The sequence below is a fragment of the Arthrobacter sp. 10L430 genome (assembly GCF_056395245.1).
Genome location: NZ_JBFTJD010000002.1, coordinates 339,931 through 361,034 on the forward strand (window position 1 = coordinate 339,931; position 21,104 = coordinate 361,034).

The following is a 21,104-nucleotide window of genomic DNA, read 5'->3' on the forward strand; positions in this document are numbered from 1 at the left end:
GGGTAAACTGTGGATATGGGGACCTGGGACGCCAAGCACCGGCAGGAACACGGCGGGGCCTCGACGCCCTCGGATTCCGTCGCATCCTTCCGGAACCTCTGCCGCTCGTCCCCCTGGAAGTGGCAGTCCCTCAGGTTCGAATACCGCGAAACGCCCGAGGGCGGCACGGTCCCCGTGCGCGCCTGGCTTCGCCGCCCTGGCGCTCTTCGTCTTGAGTCCACGGACGGAACCCTGCTGCACAGCACCACCGGCATCAACGACTCGCGCGACGGCCTGTACGTCAGCGCCACCAGGCGGTCATGGCTTCTGCCGGCGCATCTGGTCACCCCCGTTTACGACGACGGCGGGCTGGTCAGGCGCCGCCCGGAAGCGGCGTACGGTGAACCGTCGTTCGGCAACAGCCGCTTCGGAGCGGCCCTCGACCCGGTGGAGCTCGCGGGAAATGCGCCCGTTCCCCTGGAATTCCCCCGTGCCAATGCCGTGGAATTGCTTGAGCCCGTGCGCGAGGTGGAGCACGAGGGCCGCAGCGCCCTGGAGACTGTGGTTTCGCCAAACGCCAGCTACCGCCCGCTGGATCCGGCGCGGCCGTTGTGCGGACCGGGCCGGACAAGGATCCGGGTGGACGCCGGAACCGGCGTCTGCGTGGCCAGCGAAGCCCTCGACGGCGGGGCGCAGCAGCCCGGCCACTGGATCCGTATCCTGGCCGTCGACGAATACATGCTCGATGATCTCTTCGTGGCCGAGCCCGTGAACCTGACGGATGTGCGCGAGCATATCCAGTGGCCGCCGCGCCCAACCGGGCCTGAGCAGCTACCGGCCCGGTAGGGAACGCCGCGGAGCCGCCCGGATGCGGGGGCCCGTGCAGGGTTTTCCCAAGCTGGGCATCGCAGACTCGGGGCATGTCCTCGATTGCCACCGAACAGCCGCCCGCCGCAATGACGTCCAAACGCAGGCGCAGGCGCATGATGCTGATACCGCTGGCCCTCATCGCTGCCTTGGCATTGTTCTTCGGCTATGTGTTCCTGAGTGCGAAGCCGGAGCCAAGCGTGCCGCTGGGCGCGAGTGCCGCTGTCTCTGGCGGAATGGCGAGGGTGAACGGAGTTGTCCCGCTCGAGAAGGACGGCTGGCTGCCGCCGGAGCATGTGCAGGCCCTGGAGGAGGGCGCGTCCGCGGGCACCCACCGGGTCCGCGTACTGGTGCAGTTCACCGCCCTGGAAAGCGCCGGCATCACGCTGGATTCGTCCCAGTACGTGGTCACCGGCCTGGGCGGCAGTGACGTAAAGCCGCTGTGGACGTCAAACCCCCGGGCTGAAGTTCGCCAGGGCGACTCACTCAACGCGACCATGGTCTTCGAGCTGCCGGACAAGTCCATCGCCCTGGTCCTGAAGGGACCCGGCGGTACGCGGCTGTCCCTGGGGCTGTCGCACCACACCGGCAGCTAACCCACGCTCGGGCCGGCGCCGGTTCGGTCGTCCCGTTCGGCCGTCCCGTTCGGCCGTCCGGCCCGGCCTGCGTTCCCGTCCGGCCGCTGTAACGTCCCATCGGCTAGGCTTCCCTCATGACCGAGCTGATCTCCGTTTGGCCGCCCTTCGCCCTTGCCCTGACCACTCCCAGGCTCATCCTTCGTCCTCTTCGGGACGACGACATCCCCGCCGCCGTGGAGGCTGCGGCCAGCGGCATCCATGACCGCGGACGCAGCCCGTTCAGCACGCCCTGGGCTGAATCTCCTCCGGACGAGCTGGGACAGAACATGGCCCAGTGGTACTGGCAGTGCCGGGCCGGCACCACGCCGCAGTCCTGGGCCCTAATCCTGGGCATCTGGCACGGCGGCACCTTCCTGGGGTGCCAGGACGTCGGCGCCAAGGATTTTGCCATCCTCAAGACCGTGACCACCGGCTCGTGGCTGAGGAGGAGCGCGCACGGCCGCGGCTTCGGCAAGGAGATGCGTGCCGCCGTCGCGCTTTACGCCTTTGACTGGCTGAACGCCGACGCCGCGGAATCCGAAGCGGCGGAGTGGAACGCCGCGTCCTTGGGAGTTTCCCGGTCCCTCGGCTACGAGCTGAACGGCGTCACGCGGATGTCCTGGGGCGGCAAGCCCGAGACCGTCCAGCGCGTCCGCCTCACCCCCGAATCCTTCAAGCGCCCCGACTGGCAGCTCAAGGTAGAAGGCCACGCCCCCGCGGCCAAGTTCCTAGGGCTCTAACCAGCGGTTTCGACAAGCTCAACCAGCGGCCGGTTCGCGGGTTTCGACAAGCTCAACCGGCGGTTCCCCACTAGCGCGGCTGTGGTGTTCCGCAAAGGAGCGCATCGCCGACCAAAGCGAAGCGGAGGTCGCCCAGCGACCGGAGCGGAGCGGCGGGAGGTGTCTAAGCGACGGCGGGACGCGACAGCCGCGCGGAGGTGACCCCGCGCGGTTGCGTTCGCGACGGCGAAGGGCCGTGGCCCGGCGAACCCGGCCGCGGCCCTCGGGCACGCAGGTTAGATCTCAGCCCCTTCCAGCAGCTCCGTCACCAGCGCGGCGATGGGCGAGCGCTCGGAACGGGTGAGGGTGATGTGGCCGAAGAGCGGGTGGCCCTTGAGGATCTCGACGACGGCGGCAACGCCGTCGTGCCGGCCGACCCGCAGGTTGTCACGCTGGGCGACGTCGTGGGTGAGGACGATCTTCGAGTTCTGCCCGATGCGGCTCATCACGGTGAGCAGCACGTTCTTCTCCAGGGACTGTGCCTCGTCCACGATCACGAAGGCGTCATGCAGGGAACGGCCGCGGATGTGAGTTAGCGGCATGACCTCCAGCATGCCGCGGTCCATGACTTCCTCCACGACTTCCTGGCTGACGAGGGCGCCGAGGGTATCGAAGACGGCCTGTGCCCACGGGTTCATCTTCTCCGCCTCAGAGCCCGGCAGGTAGCCCAGTTCCTGGCCACCGACGGCGTAGAGCGGGCGGAAGACGATCACCTTGCGGTGCTCCCGGCGCTCCAGCACGGCCTCCAGTCCTGCGCACAGGGCGAGGGCTGACTTGCCGGTGCCGGCGCGGCCGCCGATCGACACAATGCCTACCGCCGGGTCCATCAGCAGGTCGATGGCGAGCCGCTGTTCGGCGGAGCGTCCGTGGAGGCCGAAGACGTCCCGGTCGCCTTTCACGAGGCGGACCTGCTTGTCCGGGCCTACCCGTCCCAGTGCCGAGCCCCTGTTGGAGAGCAGCACGAGACCGGTGTTGACCGGCATCTCGGCGGCGGCGGGAATGAAGACCGGCTCGTGGCCGTAGAGCGTGGAAATCTCCTCCTCGCTGGCGTCAACTTCCGCGACGCCGGTCCAGCCCGAATCCTTGACCAGCTCGTTGCGGTACTCATCGGCGAGAAGACCCATGGCCGAAGCCTTGACCCGCATGGGAAGGTCCTTGGACACCACGGTGACGTGGCGGCCCTCGTTGGCGAGGTTCTTGGCGACGGCGAGGATGCGGCTGTCGTTGTCACCGCCGCGGAAACCGGCCGGCAGCACTTCGGACGAGATGTGATTCAGCTCCACCATGAGTATCCCGCCGGCGTCTCCCAGCGGGATGGGCCGGTCGAGCCCGCCATGCTGGACGCGCAGGTCATCAAGGAGACGGAGGGCTGTCCGGGCAAAGTAGCCCAGCTCGGGATCGTGCCGCTTCCCTTCCAGCTCGGTGATGACCACGATGGGCACGATGACCTCGTGCTCCGCAAAGCGGAGCAGGGCGCGGGGATCGGACAGCAACACCGAGGTGTCAATGACGAACGTCGAGACGGCGGGCTGGGATTCTGACCTTGGGCCGGAAACAGCAAGACCGGCCGCGGCGTCTTTCGTGGCCGCACCGGTCTTTGAAATTGCTCGCTTGGCGCGAGAGGTAGCCTTCTCACCCTGGTCCGTGATGACTTCGGGCAGTTGTTCAGAATTAGCCACATCGACTCCAGCCCCGGGGCACATGCCCGGAATTGTTATTGGTGAGGCGGCTCGGCCAAAAGAGGCCGGCTCGGCCTCCCATACAACCGGTGCGAAAATTCCGCTCCATGTACTGGCCTCCCCGATCAGCCGGCGGTTTGCCTGCTGATGGTTTTAACGTAAATCTCCTCCGACTAATTTCCAAAGTCTTGGACCGGCGATTCCTGTTGCCATCTTGTGAATTCAAGATGAACGGCGCGGACAGTCCGCGGCCACGGCGGGACCGGCTCAAGGAAGGCTAGGAGCCAAACCGCCGCTGCCTGCCGGCGTAGTCCCGCAGGGCGCGGAGAAAATCGACCTTTCGGAACGCGGGCCAGAGCGCCTCGCAGAAGTAGAACTCGCTGTAGGCGCTCTGCCACATCAGGAAGCCTGACAGCCGCTGTTCGCCGGAGGTCCTGATGACCAGGTCCGGGTCCGGCTGCCCGCGGGTGTAGAGGAAACGTGAGATGTCGTCCACGGACAGGGTGTCGGCGAGTTCGCTGATGTCGGCCTTGCGTGCCACAGCGTCGTGAAGCAACTCCCGCACGGCATCGACGATTTCCCGACGTCCGCCATAGCCGACCGCTACATTGACGTGCAGCTTCTCGCGCACCGGAGTCCGCGTGGTCAGTTTGGTCAGCCGGTCTGCAAGGTAGTCCGGCAGGAGTTCGGGCGCACCCATGGCGTGGACCGAAATGTCGGCGGCCTCATCCAGGCGGTCGAGTGTGTTCGCGATGATGCCCATGAGCAGGTCCAGTTCCTCACCGGAGCGGCTCATGTTGTCGGTGGAGAGCATGTAGAGGGTGACTACCCTGATCCCCAGTTCCTGGCACCAGCCGAGGAACTCGTGGATCTTGTCCGCCCCGGCCTGGTGTCCCTGGCTCGTGGGGGCGTTGAACTGCCGGGCCCAGCGCCGGTTGCCGTCCACCATGACGCCGATGTGCCTGGGAATGCGTGCTGGATCCAGCGACCGCTGGAGTTTGCGCTCGTAGAAGCCATACAGGAACCCGGGCAATTCCATCCGGAGATTCACCTGACTTCCTGGCTGTGTGACTTCGTGCAAACCCTAGGCTACCGTCCGGAGGAGGCCCCCGCGCACAGGAGCAGCGCCCGTGGACGCGGTCTTCTCCTGCAGCAGGTCACGCCACCTCCCGTTACCGGCAAGTAACTTACTGAAGCGTAGGTTATTCTTGAGGCATGACGAGCAATACCCCGGAGGGGACTTCGGGCGCGCCCGAGCGTCAGCCGAACGCCATGGACAGCGCCGCCGTCCGCATCGCCGAACTGCTGACGATCAAACCAAAATGGCGCGGCTGGATCCATACAGTCACCGCGCCCCTGGCCCTGGCCGCGGGGATCGTGCTGGTAGTGCTGGCCCCCACGCCGGACCGCAAGGTCACGTCCGCCATCTACGCCCTCACGGGCGTCCTGCTGTTCGGTATCAGCGCCGTGTACCACCGCGGCAACTGGTCCCCCGGCGTGAAGATTGTCCTGAAACGCCTCGACCACACCAACATCATGCTGGTCATCGCCGGCAGCTACACGCCTCTGGCCTGGAGCCTGCTGGAGCGGCCCACCGCGGTGCTGCTGCTGTGGCTGGTCTGGTCCGGTGCCATCCTGGGCGTGCTGTTCCGGCTCCTGTGGACCAACGCGCCCCGCTGGCTCTACGTCCCGATCTACATCGCCCTGGGCTGCGGCTCGCTGTTCTACCTTCCGGACTTCTTCGCGGCAAGCGTGCCGGCCGCCTTGCTCATCTGCATCGGCGGAGCCCTGTATATCGCGGGCGCTGTCTTCTACGCGCTCAAGAAGCCGAACTTCAGCTACCAACACTTCGGCTTCCACGAACTGTTCCATGCGTTCACTGTGCTCGCATTTGCCGCCCACTTCGCGGCAATCCTCATAGCTGTCCTCAGCTAATGCGGTCCGGGCTGAGGCTTTCCAGAACCTCGGCCACGGATGCCACCGGCCGCTCACACACCATGTCGCGGCACAAGTAGACGAGCGGAACCCCGTCGGCGCCGGCCGTCCTGCCGCGCAGCAGCGGCACTCCCTGGGCATGCTCCGCAGCACCGGCACCAGAATCAGGGTCATCGCCCAGTGCCACGACCAGTCCGGGGCTGGGTGACCCCAGCAGTGCCCGGTGCAGCGCGTCCCTTGCCGGACCTGGGGGTCCGACGACGGCGGCCTCCACCGGGCCTGCAGCCGCCGCCTGCGCGGTGGCCAGCAGCCAGCCCGCCACCCGCGGGGCCCGCGGGGCAATCGGCGGCAACAGGGACATGATGTTGCCTGCCGTGATCCGGTGCTCCGCGGAGCCGGACAGGGCCGCGTAGCCCAGCAGGACGCCTGCAAACGCGGCTGCGCCGCTGGGCGTGGCGTTATCGAAGGGGTCCAGTCCCGGCTGGCGGCCCTGGGCATTGAACACCTGCTCGGATTCCCCGGTTGAGTCCGCCAGTTTGCCGTCCACGATGAATCTCGCGCAGGCGGCAGAAATCACCGACTCCGCCAGCCGGTACCAGTGGGCACTGCCGGTGACCGAGAACAGCGCCAGAAAGCCCTCTGCGCAGAACGCGTAGTCCTCCAGCAGGCCGCCGATCCCCCGTGCGGTCCCGGAGTGTGAAACGCGAACCAGCTCCCCGGTGGCAGCGCGCCAGTGGACTTCTTCCAGATAGCCAGCGATCCGCACGGCCGCGTCCAACAGTTCGGGCCGGTCCAGCACCGCGCCGGCCTCGGCCAGGGCCGCCACCGCAAGCCCGTTCCAGCCGGCCACCACCTTGTCATCGCGCGCCGGCTGCGGCCGGGCAGCCCTGGCCGCCTGCAGCGGAGCCCGCACCTCCGCCCACAGCGCCGCCTCCTCGCCTGTCAGGGCCCGGGCGGGATGCAGCGGCGAACCGAACTCCGAGACCGTACCCTGGGCGCCCACGTTCATCATCCGGGCAACGGCGGCAGCGTCGTCGGCATCCAGCAGCTGGTCGAGACCGCCGACGGTCCAGAGGTAGCTGGCGCCTTCATGGTGTTCTCCATCGACCACCGAGTCGGCGTCGAGCGAGGACGCCAGCGCGACGGCGTCACTCGGCGCCGTCCGCCCGCCGTCTGCCGCAGGGAGCCCCAGGGACGCAAGCATCCATTCGGCGGTGCGCCCCGACACTTCGGCCGCTTCCGCCGCGGGAAAGCCGGGCGTGCCGCCAAGCCGGATCCAGTGCACGTAAACCCTGAGCAGCTGGGCGTTGTCGTAGAGCATCTTTTCAAAGTGCGGAACGGACCAGTCGCGGGTCACGGAATACCGCGCGAAACCGCCGTCGAGCTGGTCGAACAACGCCGAACGCGCCATGGCCGCCAGGGTACGCCCCGCCATGTCCCGGGCCGCCCCGGCCGTCTCTGAGGGCACGGCCGCGTGCCGTATCAGGAACTCAAGTACCGCCGACGGCGGGAACTTGGGGGCGTCGCCGAAACCGCCGTCGTCGGGGTCTTCCGACCGGGCCAGCGACAGGACCGCGGCGGGAAGTAGCTCCGCATCGAGCAGCTCGGGCGGACCTGACAGGTCCACAGCGGCGGAGAGCTGGGCGTGGCCCATGTTCTGCGAAAGGGAGCGGGCATTCTGTTCCACCGCGTCACGGCGCTCGTCCCACGCATCCCGCACGGCCTCGAGCAGCTGCAGGAACGACGGCCGGCCGGGCATCGGCCGGGGCGGGAAGTAGGTTCCGGCATGGAACGGGAGTCCGTCCGACGTCAGGAAAACGGACATGGGCCATCCACCCTCGCCACTGATGGCCTGCGTGGCCGCCATGTAGACGGCGTCGACGTCCGGCCGCTCTTCACGGTCCACTTTTACCGCGACAAAATGCGCGTTCAGATAGTCCGCGGTGGCCTGGTCCTCGAAGGATTCATGGGCCATGACGTGGCACCAGTGACATGCGGCATAGCCGATGGACAGGAACACCGGAACGTTCCGGGCGGCCGCGTACGCAAACGCCTGGTCGCCGAAGGGCTGCCAGTGCACCGGGTTGCCGGCGTGCTGGCGCAAGTAGGCGGACGGTTCCCCGCCCAGGGCGTTGTGCGCCCCCGGCTGCGTGGCCACCGGCTGGGTGGCCGGCTGCTCCGTTGTCCCGGGCTCCGTGGTGCCGCCATCGGGGCCGGCGTCAGGCGTCTGTTCTGCCTGCATTGCCGTCAGCGGCATCGTCGTGGGCGATGTCTGCAGCTTCAGCAGCAGCCATGCGCTCCTCTTCGACCTGGGCGCGGTAGCGCACGCGCCGGATGCGGCGCACCATGTCCACAATCAGCAGCGCCGTCAGCACGACGATGAACGCCGTCAACAGGAACCCCAGCAGGCCGGGGGTTACCTGGTCCTGCGAGAGGCCCGGGCGCAATGAAGGCGAGGGAGCCGGGGACGATGCCAGGGCGATGAGCAAGTGGTGCACGGTTGGAACCTTCTCGGTGGACTGGGGCGCAGGACGCCTGGCCGTTCTCGGCTGCGTTATTTTCTACCGCGTCATTTTCTACGCGGCATAGAAATGATCTGTTGTCTCTATCTTAGCCCCGCAAAAAGGTCCTTCTCCGGGAGCTCGGCAGGCACCCGCGATTGGATCAGCGTGTAGTCCTCCCACGGCCAGGCCCGGCGCTGCATATCGGGAGAGACAGCGAAAAAGAAGCCCAGCGGATCAACCTGGGTGCGGTGGGCGCGGAGGGCATCGTCGCGCGCTTCGAAGAAGTCACCGCAGTCCACCTGGGTGGTGGTCGCATGGGTGGGCTGCGGAGGGGTGTGCCCTTCGGCGTCGGTCTCAAGCCAGGCAGCCAAGCGCTCGGCATAGGGCGACTGGAGCCCGGCCTCTTCGAGCGCGAAGTGGAGGGCGCGGAACCGGTCGGGACTGAAGGCGCGGTCGTAGTAAAGCTTGCTCGGCTCCCAGGGCTCGCCGATTCCCTGGTACCTGGCCGGGTCCCCGGCAGCCTCAAAGGCCTCCACCGCCACGCGGTGGGCCATGATGTGGTCCGGGTGCGGGTAACCGCCCTTTTCGTCGTAGCTGACGATCACCTGCGGCTTGAAGTCCCGGACAAGACGTACCAGCGGTGCGGCGGCGCGTTCAAGCGGCTGCAGTGCAAATGATCCGGCGGGCAGGGGCGGGAGCGGATCGCCCTCCGGCAGCCCTGAATCGACGAAGCCGAGCCACCGCTGCCTGACGCCCAGGATCCGCGCGGCCTCACTCATTTCGAGCCTGCGCGCTCCGGCCATGTCCCGCTTGGGGTGGGGCTCCCCCTCCACGGCGGGGTTCTGGATGTCCCCCCGCGAGCCGTCGGTGCAGGTGGCCACCATGACGTCCACACCGGCAGCGGCGTACATGGCCATGGTCGCGGCGCCCTTGCTCGACTCGTCATCCGGGTGGGCATGGACGGTCAGCAGGCGAAGCGAAGGTGACTGGCTGGTGGACGCGGTCATCTGGGACTGCCCCTCTTTCTACTGTTGCCGGTTGCGGCGGCTGGCTCCGGATTTTTCACCGGCGGATCCCCACTAAACTGGAGGGGTGACTACCGAGGACAAGTCGGGCACTCCCCAGCCTGCAGACATTAGCCTAGCCAATCGCTATGGCGGTCCAAAGCGCGGGCTGTCCGGAAAAGCCAAACGGGGCGCAGTGATTGCAGCCCTGGTGGCCGGGATCGGATTCCTGGCCTGGGTGTCCACGTCCTCGGCCATGTCGTCTGTCACGTTCAAGGACCTCGGCTACAGCACCACCGACGCAACCCGGGCCGAGCTGGATTTCCAGGTCACCCGGGAGCCCGGCACCGCCGTGAAGTGCGCGGTCAAGGCGCTCGATTCCAAGTTCGCCGTCGTGGGCTGGAAAGTGGTGGATATTCCGCCGGACCAGCCGGATTCCCAGCAGGCACAGGGTGCTGACGGCGGCCGCACCATCTCCCGGCGCGAAGTGCTGCGCACAGAATCGCAGTCCGTCTCTGCGGTCGTGGACGGCTGCTGGATCCCGGGCGCCGCCAAGTAGGTATGTGACCCACACCGCTTGCTCGTTGGGTTTTATCCACAGGATTGACTACAATGGACCAATACCTTTACCCCGCTGAGTTGGTTGCTGAGTTCCACAAGTGGCCACCGTGGCGGGGTCTTTGCTTGTATGACCTGCTTGTTTAACCACTAGAGGAGAAGTCCGTGTCTACCACCAACAGCGCGCCTGCAGCTTGGCTTACCCAGGAAGCTTTTGACCGCCTGAAGGCAGAGCTGGACCACCTTTCCAGCGCCGGCCGGGCGGATATCGTCCAGAAAATTGAAGCTGCGCGCCAAGAGGGAGACCTCAAGGAAAACGGCGGCTACCACGCAGCCAAGGAAGAGCAGGGCAAGATTGAGGCCCGCATCCGCCAGCTCACCGCGCTGCTCCGCGACGCCCACGTCGGCGAAGCCCCGGCAGATGACGGAATCGTCGAGCCCGGCATGCTCGTCGTTGCCCGGATCGCCGGGGACGAGGAGAAGTTCCTGCTTGGTTCGCGTGAAATCGCCGGCGACTCCGATCTGGATGTCTTCAGCGAGAAGTCCCCGCTCGGCGCGGCCATCATGGGCCACAAAGAGGGCGACAAGCTCAGCTACACTGCCCCCAACGGCAAGGAAATCCCCGTGGAGATCCTGTCCGCCAAGCCCTACGCAGGCTAAGCGGCGCGCCCTTCGCTTCGGCTGGTCGTGCTAAAACGCACGACCGTCAACGCACGACGCCGGCCCTCCCCCATTGCGGGAGGGCCGGCGTCGTGCTTTAACTCGCCTTAGCCGCTGCGGGCCGCGCTTCTTGCCCGTAGCACGACCGCCGCCAGGACGCCGCCGGCGGCGCCGCCGAGGTGTGCTTGCCACGAGACGTAGCCCGCCACGCTTGGAATGAGCCCGAAGAGGATGCTGCCGTAAGCCATGAAGAGCACCACAGACAGCAGAATCTGCCACCAGTTGCGGTTGAAAAAGCCCCGGACCAGGAGGAAGGCGAACAGCCCGAAGACCAGGCCGGACGCCCCCACGGTGATCCCGCCGCCGCCGATCAGCCAGACTGCCGCGCCGGAGCCCAGCCAGCTGCAGGCCACGGCCGTAAGGAAGATCCGCAACCCGGACATGAAGACCAGGAAGCCAAAGATGATCAGGGGCAGCGCATTGGACAGGACGTGGTTCAGGTTGGCGTGGAGCAGAGGGAAGGTGAAGATGTCCAGGATTCCGTCCGCGCTGCGCGGCCGGAGTCCGAAGATGCCGTTCAGGGCGTGGAGCGTGAGCATGTTCACCAGCTCGATGGCAAAGAGGAGCGCCACGAATGACCCCACCACCAGCAGCCCGCCCTTGGCGCGCGACGCCGGCGTGTCCCTCGTGGCCGGAGAGTCGCCAGGGGTGTCCAGCATGCCTGCTCCTAGTGCACCACGATCGGCTGGAAACCCTCGGCGCGCAGCGCACCGAGGACCTGTTCACCGTGCTCGTGGCCCTTGGTCTCGAGGTTCACCGTGATGGAAACGTCCCCCATGCTGATGGATCCGCCCACCCGGGTGTGGTCAAGACCCGTCACGTTGGCATCGTTCTCCGCAATGATCCGCGCGATAGTGGCCAGCGAACCCGGGCGGTCGTCGAGCATCATGCGCACGGTCATGTAGCGGCCGGCGGCGGAAAGACCGCGCTGAATGACCTTGAGCATCAGCATCGGGTCGATGTTGCCGCCGGACAGTATGACTGCCGTTGTGCCGGGGTTTTCGATCTTGCCGTCCATAAGGGCCGCCACGCCCACTGCCCCGGCCGGCTCCACCACCATCTTGGCCCGTTCCAGGAGGAAGATCAGCGCCCTTGCCAGGGAGTCCTCGCTGACCGTGACCACGTCATCCACGAGTTCACGGATGATGCTGAAGGGCAGCTGCCCGGGTCGGCCCACGGCGATGCCGTCGGCCATGGTCGAAACCTTTTTCAAGGGCACCAGGGCATCGGCCGCCAGCGACGGCGGGTAGGCGGCCGCATTTTCGGCCTGCACGCCGATGATACGGATTTCCCGGCCAAGTTCCTTGGCTCTGGCCTTGACGGCCACGGCCACGCCGGCCAGCAGGCCGCCGCCACCGACGCCCATGAGGATGGTGTCGACGTCGGGTATCTGTTCGAGGATTTCCAGGCCCACGGTACCCTGGCCGGCCACCACGTCAACGTTGTCGAAGGGGTGGACAAAGACCGCGCCGGTATCGTCGGCGTAGCGCTGCGCCTCGGCGAGTGCCTCGTCCACGTTATGCCCGTGCAGTATCACCTCGGCGCCGTGGCTGCGCGTGGCGGCCAGCTTAGGAAGGGCCACGCCGAGCGGCATGTAGATCCGTGCCTTGATACCCAGGCTCTTGGCAGCCACTGCCACACCCTGCGCGTGGTTGCCGGCTGAGGCCGCCACAACTCCTCGCTTTTTGTCCGACTCAGAGAGGCGGGCCATCCTGACGTAGGCGCCGCGCACCTTGAAGGAACCGGCACGCTGGAGGTTTTCACACTTGAAGAAGACCTGGCCGCCGACCATGCTGCCCAGCGCCCGGGAGGACTCCACGGGCGTCCGGGTAATAATCCCGTCAAGCAACTTCTGCGCCTCAAGGACATCGTCCAGCGTGACGGGAAGGCTTTCAGGGGTATTCACGAACTATTCTCCTTTGGGAAATTCAGCTTCGGAGCCCGGAGCGGCCTTGCCGCCCGGGGCACCTGTTGCACGATCGGCGTCCTTGCCGTGGCCGGGATTCGCACCCGGCAAACGGACGTCTTTGAAGGTGTTGTCCTGGTCTGCGCCGGCTGAGCCCGCCGCGACACTGCCGCGCGCGGCAGCCAGCACTTGATCATGTTCCCACGTTCTGCCGGCAATATACCGAATCGCCGAGTTTGCTACGGCAAGGATCGGCACGGAGAAGAGGGCTCCGGGGATGCCTGCGAGGTAGGAACCGGCGGCGACAGACAGGATCACTGCCACCGGGTGCAGGGCCACGGCCTTGCCCATGACGAGCGGCTGCAGGATGTGGCTTTCCAGCTGCTGCACCAGCAACACGATGCCCAGCATGACCAGCGCGTTTACGGGGCCGTTGGCCACAAGGGCCAGCAGCACCGCGATGGCACCCGTCACCAGGGCACCGACCACCGGAATGAAGGAGCCGATGAACACGAGCACGCCGAGCGGGAGTGCCAGCGGGACGCCGATGATGGCCGCACCCACTCCGATGCCCACCGCGTCCACAAAGGCCACAAACATCTGGATCCGGGCGTAGCTGACCATCGACGTCCAGCCGCGCCGCCCGGCACCATCGGCGGGAATGCGTGCCCGCCGCGGGAGAAGCCGGACCATGAAGCCCCAGATCCGCTCCCCCTCCAGGAGGAAGAAGATGAGGATGAACAGCGCCAGCACCATCCCGGCGGCAAAGTGTCCTGCAGTGCTCCCGAAGGAAAGCGCACCGCTGAGTATGCTGCTGCTGTTGTTCTGCAGCGCAGCCGTTGCTTCCTGAATGTATTGGTCAATCTGCGCGGCCGTCAGGTGCAGCGGTCCCACCGCCAGCCAGTCCTGGACCTGCTGGACACCCGTCAGTGCCTCGCTCCACAGCTCCTGGAAGCCCAAAGCCAGCTGGCGCCCCACCAGTGCCAGCGCCCCGACGATCAGTCCGACGAACGCCAGGACCGTGAGGGCGACGGCAGCTCCGTTCGGAAGGCGCTGCGAGCGCAGCCACCCCACCACGGGGCTGAGCAGGCCGGCCAGCAGCGCCGCCACCATGACCGGGATGATGAGGAAGCTGACCTTGCTGAGCAGCCATACGAGCCCGCCGATGACCAGCAGGATCAGCCCCAGCCGCCATGCCCACGCCGCCGCGATGCGCACGCCGTAAGGAATGTCGTGCTCGAGGTCATGCTCCGTCCGTGGGCGCGGGGGCGGAAGGATGGTTGTCTTGACAGGTTCTTCGGGCGTGGCGTCCTTAGCTGGCGTCATAGCCCCATAATTCCCTAGCTGCGCGGCTATGGGAAACGGGAGCGAAGCACAGAGTCAGGTGGTGCTCCCGCTGATGCCCCACGTCATGGTGAAAGACTCATCGGGGGCCAGCCACCCGAGGCCGTGGCCGGAGTTGAAGGCGTTCGCCGGCCCGGTCATCGGTTCTATGGCCACCGCCTTGGGCCGGCCGGGAAATTCGCGGGTCACAAACACATGCACGAACGGGCACGTGGCGTCCTGCCACAGGCTCACGGTGCGGCCGTCTGCCGCCGACAGCGTGTGACGGGCAATCCCGCCGTCGAACTCCAGGTCAGTGAGGGCGACGTCGATGTCGAGGTCCCCCACTTTCCGGCCCGGGCGCAGATCGGTGTCTTCGCTGACAGGTTCAGAACTGCGGGGAATGAGCCTGTTGTCCGCCACAAGTCGCGTATCTGCGTGAACGGTCAGGGTGAGGTCCTCGCTGGGGACGTCGCCCAGCCGAAGGTACGGATGCGCCCCCAGGACGAACGGCGCGTCACCCTCCGAATCATTGATCAGGGTTTGGCGCACCACCAGCCCCAGGTCCTCGGCCAGGGAGTACTCCACACGGTGCCGCACCAGGAACGGGTAGCCATGCTGGGGGAAGACGGGGGCTTCGAGGGTCACCGAAAACTCCGACTCGGAGACGAGGGCGTACGACGCGTTGCGCAGGAGTCCGTGGCTGGCGTTATTCCGCGACACCTCGGTGATGTCCAGCTGCTGCTTCTTGCCGTTGAGGTGCCACGTCCCGCCCTCCACCCGGTTTGCCCAGGGCGCCAGGGTTATGCCCGTTGCTCCCGGCGGGATATCGGCGTCGCCATACGACTCGGTGAGCTGGACGCCGCCGCGGCTGTACCAGCGCAGACCCGCGGCCAGCTCGGTCACCACTGCGAGCGCGTCGCCGCGCCTCAGCTCGTACTGCCGGCCGGAGGCATAACGCCTGCGTTCGTGCTGGTCATCACGGGGTTCAGGAAGGGCGCCGGAAGTCATGAAACTTACCGTACAACGTGCGGGCCTTCCGTCGTCAGCCGATCCGATTGTTATCTTTTGTTAGAAAGTATTTGTTTTTGATCGTTTTATGCCACAATGGTGATATGCCGCATACGGGGCAGACGGAGCACTGGTGAGCGGCGCTCCGGACCACAGGCGCCGAAGAGGCCGGAAAGGAGGGACCCTTTGCTTGCAACCCAGCGCCAGCACCGGATCCTCCAGGAACTCGAAGCCCAAGGCACCGTCCGCGTCACCTCACTCGCCGGTCTGCTCAGCGTCTCGGAAATGACAATCCGGCGGGACATCGACGCCCTGGACGCCGAAGGCCTGCTGCTGCGGGTTCACGGCGGTGCCACGAAGACCGGAACCTTTGGCGCCGTCGAACCGGAGTTTGTCAGCAAGTTGGCCCAGGAAACCGAGGCGAAACGGGCCATCGCAGCCGAAGCGCTGAACCTGCTGCGGCCGGACATGACGCTCCTCATCTCCGGCGGCACCACAACGTATGAGTTCGCCCGGCTCCTCCCCCGCGGCCTCGGTCTGACGGTTGCCACGAATTCCATCATGGTGGCCAATGCCCTGGCGGGTCCGGCCCCGTCGCCCCAGTCAGGCCAGGGACAGTCAGGGCAGGGACAGTCAGACCGGGAACACCCAGGCGGTGAACCCGGCGGCATCCGCACCCTGGTGCTTGGCGGCCAGCGGACGCCCTCCGAAGCACTCGTCGGCCCGGTCACCATGCACGCCATGAAAAACCTTCACGCAGACCTTTGCTTCATGGGAGTGCACGGCATCGACCCGCATGCCGGAATCACGTCGCCCAACCTCCTCGAAGCCGAGGTGAACGCCGCCATGATTGCAGCGTCGGGCGAGCTGGTCGTGCTCGCGGATGCCACAAAGTACGGACTCGTCGGGCTGGCCGGAATAGCGCCGCTTTCGGCCGTCGGCACGCTGGTCACCGACACCAGAATCGGCACGGGCTACGGCGGCCGCTCCGCACTGGACCTGCTGCGGGAGACGGTCCGCGATGTGCGCATCGTGCCCGCCGGCCCCCATCACGAACGGCCCGCACGCGGAGCACTCCACGCTTCTGCTGCCGAACTCCACCCCTACCTCCCGGCCGGCCCGAACCGGCCGGTTACCGCGTTCAAAGGACATGACGCATGACCCACATCACCAGCACCCACCTTGCCGACGGCCGGGAACTGCTCTATTTCGACGACGCCGGATCGGCCCGGCCCCGTTCCGTGGAAACCACGCAGGACCGCCGGGACCTCCCGGCCCGCGGGGAACCGGGCGAGGTCCGCTTCGACGCCCTCACCGGGGAATGGGTGGCCGTGGCCGCGCACCGGCAGGCCCGCACGCACCTCCCGCCGGCGGACCAATGCCCGATCTGCCCCACCACCGACGCCAACCCCTCCGAGATCCCGGCGCCGGACTACGACGTCGCCGTATTCGAAAACCGCTTCCCCTCCCTGGGCCCGGCGGTAGGGCCGGTTCCGGACAACCCAGGCTGGGGAACTACTGGACCCGCGTTCGGCAGGTGCGAGGTGGTGACGTTTACGCCCGAGCACACCGGATCCTTCAGCGGCCTGACCGAAACCCGCTCGCGGACCGTGGTTGAAGCCTGGGCCCACCGCACCGCCGCCCTCAGCGCCCTGCCGGGCATCAAGCAGGTTTTCCCGTTCGAAAACCGCGGAGCGGACATCGGCGTGACCCTGCACCACCCGCACGGCCAGATTTATGCCTACCCTTACGTGACACCCCGGGCCGCCGTCATGGGGGCCGCCGCCCGCAAGTTCTATGACGACGCCGACGGCCGGCAAACGCTGACCGGCTCGCTTCTGAGGGCAGAACGGGAGGACGGCAGCCGGATGGTCATGGAAAGCGACAGCTTCAGCGCTTACGTTCCGTTCGCCGCCCGCTGGCCCCTTGAGATCCACCTCGTTCCCCACCGCCAGGTTCCCGACCTGGCGGCACTGACCGGCGAAGAGAAGGACGAACTGGCGCACGTTTACCTGGACCTGCTCAAACGCCTCGACGCCCTGTATCCCACACCGACCCCCTACATCTCGGCCTGGCACCAGGCACCGGTGGACACCCTGCTCCGCCCGGCGGGCTACCTGCACCTGCAGCTCACCTCCCCCCGCCGCGCTGCGGACAAGCTCAAGTTCCTGGCAGGATCGGAGGCCGCCATGGGCGCGTTCATCAACGACACCACACCCGAGCTTGTGGCTGAGAGGCTCCGCGCTGTCACTGTTCCAGCCTCGACGGCTGAAGCACTCGCCCCGTCCGCCTCCGGACTCACCGAAGGAGCCCACGCATGACCGCCGCCAGCACCACCCAGCTCGCGGAACAGTTCCGAGCCGCCTTCGGCAGCGAACCGGACGGCGTCTGGCAGGCCCCGGGCCGGGTGAACCTGATCGGCGAACACACCGACTACAACGAAGGCTTCGTCCTTCCGTTCGCGATCGACAAGACGGCGCGTGTCGCCGTCGGCGTCCGTTCCGACTCAACGGTGCGGCTCTTGTCCACCTACGGGGACCAGGGCCTGACGACGGCGGACACCGCCACGCTGGACGGCCGGACGGCCAAGGGCTGGACCAAGTACCCCCTGGGCGTCATCTGGTCGCTGCAGCAGCGCGGCATCGACGTTCCCGGCCTTGACCTGCTCCTGGATTCCAACGTTCCTCTCGGTGCAGGACTCTCCTCGTCCCATGCCATCGAATGCGCCGTTGTCTCCGCCCTGAATGACATCACCGGCGCCGGGCTCAGCCCCGAGGAAATGGTCCTGGCAACGCAGCGTGCCGAGAACGACTTCGTCGGCGCACCCACAGGCATCATGGACCAGTCCGCCTCGTTGCGGGGCTCAGCAGGGCATGCCGTGTTCCTCGACTGCCGCGACCAAAGCGTGGAGCTGGTGCCTTTTGAGGCAGAGGCCGCCCGCCTGGTCATGCTCGTGATCGACACCAAGGTTTCCCACTCCCATGCCGACGGCGGTTACGCGTCCCGCCGGGCATCCTGCGAGCTGGGGGCAGAAGTGCTTGGCGTCAAGGCCCTGCGGGATGTTGCACCGGGCGACCTCGACGAGGCCAGCGGACTCCTGGACGAAGTCACATTCCGCCGGGTCCGCCACGTCGTCACCGAAAACGACCGCGTCCTGCAGACCGTGGAACTTCTTGGTCTGGAGGGTCCTTCGTCGATCGGCGGACTCCTGGATGCCAGCCACGCCTCCATGCGCGATGATTTCGAAATCTCCTGCGCCGAGCTGGACCTTGCTGTCGAAGCCTCCCGGTCGAACGGGGCCATCGGCGCCCGGATGACGGGCGGCGGGTTTGGCGGCGCGGCCATCGCCCTGACCCCGGTGGCGGAGGAACAGCGGGTGCGCACCGCCGTCGAACGGGCCTTTGCCGAGGCGGGATACACCGCGCCGGACATCTTCACTGTCACCCCGGCCGCCGGGGCGATGCGGCTGGCGTAGCCGCGGGCGTAGGCTGGGCGCATGCCGGAAGCAGTCATTGTTTCAACCGCCAGAAGCCCGATCGGCCGCGCCTTCAAGGGGTCCTTGAAAGACGAGCGGCCGGACGACCTCGCCGCGGCCATGGTGGCCGCGGCGCTTGCGAAGCTGCCGTCATTCGACCCGTCCGGGGACAGCGGTCCCGGGCTCGACGACCTCTATCTGGGGTGTGCCGAACCCAGTGGAGAAGCCGGCTCGAACATGGCACGGGTGGTCACCATACTGGCGGGCCTGGACACCGTCCCTGCGGCGACCATCAACCGGTTCTGCGCCTCGAGCCTGCAGACCATCCGCATGGCTTACCACGCCATCAAGGCCGGCGAGGGGCAGGCGTTCGTGTCGGCCGGCGTCGAGGCCGTGTCCCGGTACCAGAGCTGGGCCGGGGCCGGAGAAACCGACGCCGGCAACCACAACCCCCGGTTCGGGCCGGCCCGCCAGCGCACCGCAGCACGGGCCGAGTCCAACACGCCCTGGACGGACCCGCGGCTGGGCGGGCGTATGCCGGACATCTACGTCGCCATGGGCCAGACGGCCGAGAACGTGGCCACGTCCTACGGCATCAGCCGCGAAGAGCAGGACGCGTGGGCAGTGCTGAGCCAGAACCGGGCCGAGGCCGCCATCGCTTCCGGGTTCTACGCCAGGGAAATCACACCCTATGAACGGCGCGACGGCACGGTGGTGGACCGGGACGACTCGCCGCGCGCCGGCGTCACCCTTGAAGCCGTCAGTGCCCTGCAGCCCGTGTTCCGCCGAGAGGGCACGGTCACTGCCGGCAACGCCTGCCCCCTCAACGACGGCGCTGCCGCGATGGTCATCATGAGCGATTCACGGGCCAGGGAACTGGGACTGGAGCCGCTGGCGCGCATCGTATCGACCGGCGTCAGCGCGCTGTCACCCGAGCTGATGGGAATGGGCCCGGTGGAATCCACCCGGCGGGCCCTGGCTTCTGGCGGCCTGGGCATCGGGGACATTGATCTCGTGGAGCTCAACGAGGCCTTCGCGGTCCAGGTGATCGCCAGCGCCCGCGAACTCGGGATCGATTCTGCGAAGCTCAACGTCCACGGGGGCGCCATTGCCCTCGGCCACCCCTTCGGCATGACCGGTGCCCGGATCACCACCACGCTGCTCAACGGCCTGCGCGCGACGGACGGAACCCTGGGCCTGGCCACGCTCTGCGTGGGCGGCGGGCAAGGCATGGCACTGGTGCTGGAGCGCCTTAGCTGACCGCGCCCCTCCATCTGTATGGAAGAACAGGCTTAATGACGGAAGAGGGCCCCGCCGGAGCGGGACCCTCTTCCTGATTAAGCACGACGGCGGCGGCCGCCTGGCGTTCTAGTCGTCGCCGCGGAGGATGGCCAGCAGGCGGATGATTTCCACGTAGAGCCAGACCAGCGTGACGGTAAGGCCGAAGGCCGCGGTCCAGGAGAAGCGCTCGGGAGCGCCGCTGCGCACGCCGGCCTCGATGCTGGTGAAGTCCATGATCAGCGAGAAGGCGGCCAGACCGATGGCCAGGATCCCGATGAAGACCCCCAGCGGAATGCCGAAGATCTCAACGCTGGTGCTGAGCCCGAACGGCGTCTTAACCGCACCGGTCCAGACCAGCACCATGTTGACGAGGGCAAACACGGCGTAGCCGATCATTGCGATCATGAAGAAACGCATGGCCTTCGGGGTGGCGCGGACCTTTCCGCTCTTGAAGAGCAGAAGGGTCACACCGAACACCGAGAGCGTGCCGATGACAGCCTGGAGCCCGACACCCGGGTAGAAGCCGTCAAGGATGCGGGTCAGGCCGCCGAGGAACAGGCCCTCAAGCCCGGCATACGCCAGGATCAGGGCGGGCGAGGGCTGCTTCTTGAATGAGTTGACGAGGCCCAGGACAAAGCCGCCCAGTGCACCAACGATCATCAGCATGCCTGCCAGCGAAAGGCCGACAAACAGGGTGACGGCAGCTCCGGCCATCACGACGCCGAGGCAGACAGCGGTCTTGACAATGACGTCGTCATAGGTCATCCGGCCGGTCTCGGCGGGGCCGGCGGCCGGCCGGTTGTACATCTGCTGCAGCTGGTCCTGCGTCATGTTCTGCTGCTGGGCCATCCAGCCGCCCTGGGCGTCGATGACCTGGCCCGGTGCACGACCGGGAGCCTGGCCGTAGTGGTTTTGGCCGAACGCCTGCGGTACAGGCGGCGCCTGGGTGGCTCCACGGAAGTTCTTTCCGTTGAAGATCGGGTTTCCGCCAAGTGCCATTGCGGGTGTCCTCCAGAGGGGTGCTAGTGGTTTCTTCTATTCAAGCTACCAATTCCCACGCGCCGGCGGCGGGTAAAGTTCCGCCCCGGCCACGGCCGACACGGAATCGTGACCTGCCCGGGCTGCACCCCGGCGTTTTCACCGCCGCAGAAGGGACTGTTTAGGAATACTCCGATACACCAAAAGTTTTCATTAGCGACACTGAATTGTGGATTGGACCCAGCTTCACAGTTGTTACCTGATCGCGATCTAGGCAGCATGTTTGCCCGCAAAGTTTGTACTGCCTGCGCTGTAACATGAGCGAAGAAGGGTGACAAACATCACAAGTATCCAGTAAACAGCTACACCAAAAATTGCACCACCCCTGTCACCTTCTCCGTTCGCAGCGGCTGCAATGAAGCAATCGCAACCCACGCCACCCCCATGTGGAGGTTTTGAATTTGAGACGCACACCGAGAGGCCTGCCG

20 protein-coding genes are annotated in these 21,104 nt (G+C 66.7%); 10 read left to right on the top strand and 10 right to left on the bottom strand.

Features of this window, described 5'->3' with window-relative positions:
• Positions 1–15 precede the first annotated feature (15 nt).
• The 3 genes from AC1DDG_RS03705 (at position 16) to AC1DDG_RS03715 (ending at position 2,203) form a co-directional block, all read left to right on the top strand.
• A complete protein-coding gene (locus tag AC1DDG_RS03705) occupies positions 16–825 on the top strand; it encodes a hypothetical protein (RefSeq protein ID WP_476874978.1) in 810 nt (269 codons plus the stop codon).
• A 74-nt stretch (positions 826–899) separates the two neighbouring features.
• Positions 900–1,442 carry a hypothetical protein gene (locus AC1DDG_RS03710; protein ID WP_476874979.1) on the top strand — a complete coding sequence of 181 codons (543 nt, stop codon included), beginning with the start codon at positions 900–902 and terminating at the stop codon, positions 1,440–1,442.
• A 116-nt stretch (positions 1,443–1,558) separates the two neighbouring features.
• Positions 1,559–2,203 (top strand): GNAT family N-acetyltransferase, encoded by a 645-nt coding sequence (locus AC1DDG_RS03715; RefSeq protein ID WP_476874980.1) that lies wholly within the window; start codon positions 1,559–1,561, stop codon positions 2,201–2,203.
• 275 nt (positions 2,204–2,478) lie between these two features.
• Here AC1DDG_RS03715 and AC1DDG_RS03720 read toward each other — a convergent pair whose 3' ends face one another.
• Complete coding sequence (locus AC1DDG_RS03720) at positions 2,479–3,921, bottom strand: PhoH family protein (RefSeq protein ID WP_476874981.1); 1,443 nt, start codon at positions 3,919–3,921, stop codon at positions 2,479–2,481.
• Between the two features lie 277 nt (positions 3,922–4,198).
• Entirely contained in the window at positions 4,199–4,960 is a 762-nt protein-coding gene (locus AC1DDG_RS03725) for an isoprenyl transferase (protein WP_230117191.1), read from the bottom strand.
• A gap of 233 nt (positions 4,961–5,193) precedes the next feature.
• Here AC1DDG_RS03725 and trhA point away from each other — a divergent pair, with 233 nt between their 5' ends.
• Entirely contained in the window at positions 5,194–5,856 is a 663-nt protein-coding gene (trhA, locus tag AC1DDG_RS03730; protein ID WP_354962123.1) for a PAQR family membrane homeostasis protein TrhA, read from the top strand.
• Here the strand turns inward: trhA and AC1DDG_RS03735 are convergent.
• From AC1DDG_RS03735 to mca, 3 genes are all read right to left on the bottom strand, one after another.
• Positions 5,849–8,113, bottom strand: coding sequence for a thioredoxin domain-containing protein (locus AC1DDG_RS03735; RefSeq protein WP_476874982.1), 2,265 nt, complete (start codon positions 8,111–8,113; stop codon positions 5,849–5,851). The genes trhA and AC1DDG_RS03735 overlap by 8 nt on opposite strands.
• Entirely contained in the window at positions 8,076–8,354 is a 279-nt protein-coding gene (locus AC1DDG_RS03740; protein ID WP_230117158.1) for a hypothetical protein, read from the bottom strand. The genes AC1DDG_RS03735 and AC1DDG_RS03740 overlap by 38 nt, the downstream gene beginning before the upstream one ends.
• A 107-nt stretch (positions 8,355–8,461) precedes the next feature.
• Complete coding sequence (gene mca, locus AC1DDG_RS03745) at positions 8,462–9,367, bottom strand: mycothiol conjugate amidase Mca (protein ID WP_230117157.1); 906 nt, start codon at positions 9,365–9,367, stop codon at positions 8,462–8,464.
• Between the two features lie 85 nt (positions 9,368–9,452).
• On the opposite strand from mca, the gene AC1DDG_RS03750 reads away from it, so the two are divergent.
• Entirely contained in the window at positions 9,453–9,923 is a 471-nt protein-coding gene (locus AC1DDG_RS03750; RefSeq protein WP_230117156.1) for a DUF4307 domain-containing protein, read from the top strand.
• Positions 9,924–10,087: 164 nt separating this feature from the next.
• Positions 10,088–10,582: a transcription elongation factor GreA gene (gene greA / locus AC1DDG_RS03755; RefSeq protein ID WP_230117155.1), complete on the top strand. Its 495-nt coding sequence runs from the start codon at positions 10,088–10,090 to the stop codon at positions 10,580–10,582.
• A 107-nt stretch (positions 10,583–10,689) separates the two neighbouring features.
• Here the strand turns inward: greA and AC1DDG_RS03760 are convergent, their stop codons facing one another.
• From AC1DDG_RS03760 to AC1DDG_RS03775, 4 genes are read right to left on the bottom strand one after another with little or no spacing between them, the layout of a single operon-like run.
• Positions 10,690–11,301 (bottom strand): rhomboid family intramembrane serine protease, encoded by a 612-nt coding sequence (locus tag AC1DDG_RS03760; protein ID WP_230117154.1) that lies wholly within the window; start codon positions 11,299–11,301, stop codon positions 10,690–10,692.
• Between the two features lie 8 nt (positions 11,302–11,309).
• The gene (gene ilvA / locus AC1DDG_RS03765; protein ID WP_230117153.1) at positions 11,310–12,548 is read right to left on the bottom strand and encodes a threonine ammonia-lyase; all 1,239 of its coding nucleotides are present in this window, start codon (positions 12,546–12,548) and stop codon (positions 11,310–11,312) included.
• Between the two features lie 3 nt (positions 12,549–12,551).
• Positions 12,552–13,874, bottom strand: coding sequence for an AI-2E family transporter (locus AC1DDG_RS03770; RefSeq protein ID WP_230117152.1), 1,323 nt, complete (start codon positions 13,872–13,874; stop codon positions 12,552–12,554).
• 54 nt (positions 13,875–13,928) lie between these two features.
• Positions 13,929–14,882 carry an aldose 1-epimerase family protein gene (locus AC1DDG_RS03775; protein ID WP_230117151.1) on the bottom strand — a complete coding sequence of 318 codons (954 nt, stop codon included), beginning with the start codon at positions 14,880–14,882 and terminating at the stop codon, positions 13,929–13,931.
• A 186-nt stretch (positions 14,883–15,068) separates the two neighbouring features.
• Between AC1DDG_RS03775 and AC1DDG_RS03780 the strand changes: the two genes are divergently transcribed.
• From AC1DDG_RS03780 to AC1DDG_RS03795, 4 genes are read left to right on the top strand one after another with little or no spacing between them, the layout of a single operon-like run.
• On the top strand, positions 15,069–16,043 hold the full coding sequence (locus tag AC1DDG_RS03780; protein ID WP_230117150.1) for a DeoR/GlpR family DNA-binding transcription regulator: 975 nt from the start codon (positions 15,069–15,071) through the stop codon (positions 16,041–16,043).
• The gene (gene galT / locus AC1DDG_RS03785; RefSeq protein ID WP_230117149.1) at positions 16,040–17,203 is read left to right on the top strand and encodes a galactose-1-phosphate uridylyltransferase; all 1,164 of its coding nucleotides are present in this window, start codon (positions 16,040–16,042) and stop codon (positions 17,201–17,203) included. Before AC1DDG_RS03780 ends, galT begins: the two co-directional genes overlap by 4 nt.
• Positions 17,200–18,357 (top strand): galactokinase, encoded by a 1,158-nt coding sequence (gene galK, locus AC1DDG_RS03790; protein ID WP_230117148.1) that lies wholly within the window; start codon positions 17,200–17,202, stop codon positions 18,355–18,357. The genes galT and galK overlap by 4 nt, the downstream gene beginning before the upstream one ends.
• Before the next feature lie 21 nt (positions 18,358–18,378).
• Positions 18,379–19,617, top strand: a complete 1,239-nt coding sequence (locus tag AC1DDG_RS03795; protein ID WP_230117147.1) for an acetyl-CoA C-acetyltransferase — start codon at positions 18,379–18,381, stop codon at positions 19,615–19,617.
• A 108-nt stretch (positions 19,618–19,725) separates the two neighbouring features.
• On the opposite strand, the gene AC1DDG_RS03800 is transcribed toward AC1DDG_RS03795, so the two are convergent.
• A complete protein-coding gene (locus AC1DDG_RS03800; protein WP_230117146.1) occupies positions 19,726–20,637 on the bottom strand; it encodes a Bax inhibitor-1/YccA family protein in 912 nt (303 codons plus the stop codon).
• Positions 20,638–21,104: the final 467 nt, after the last annotated feature.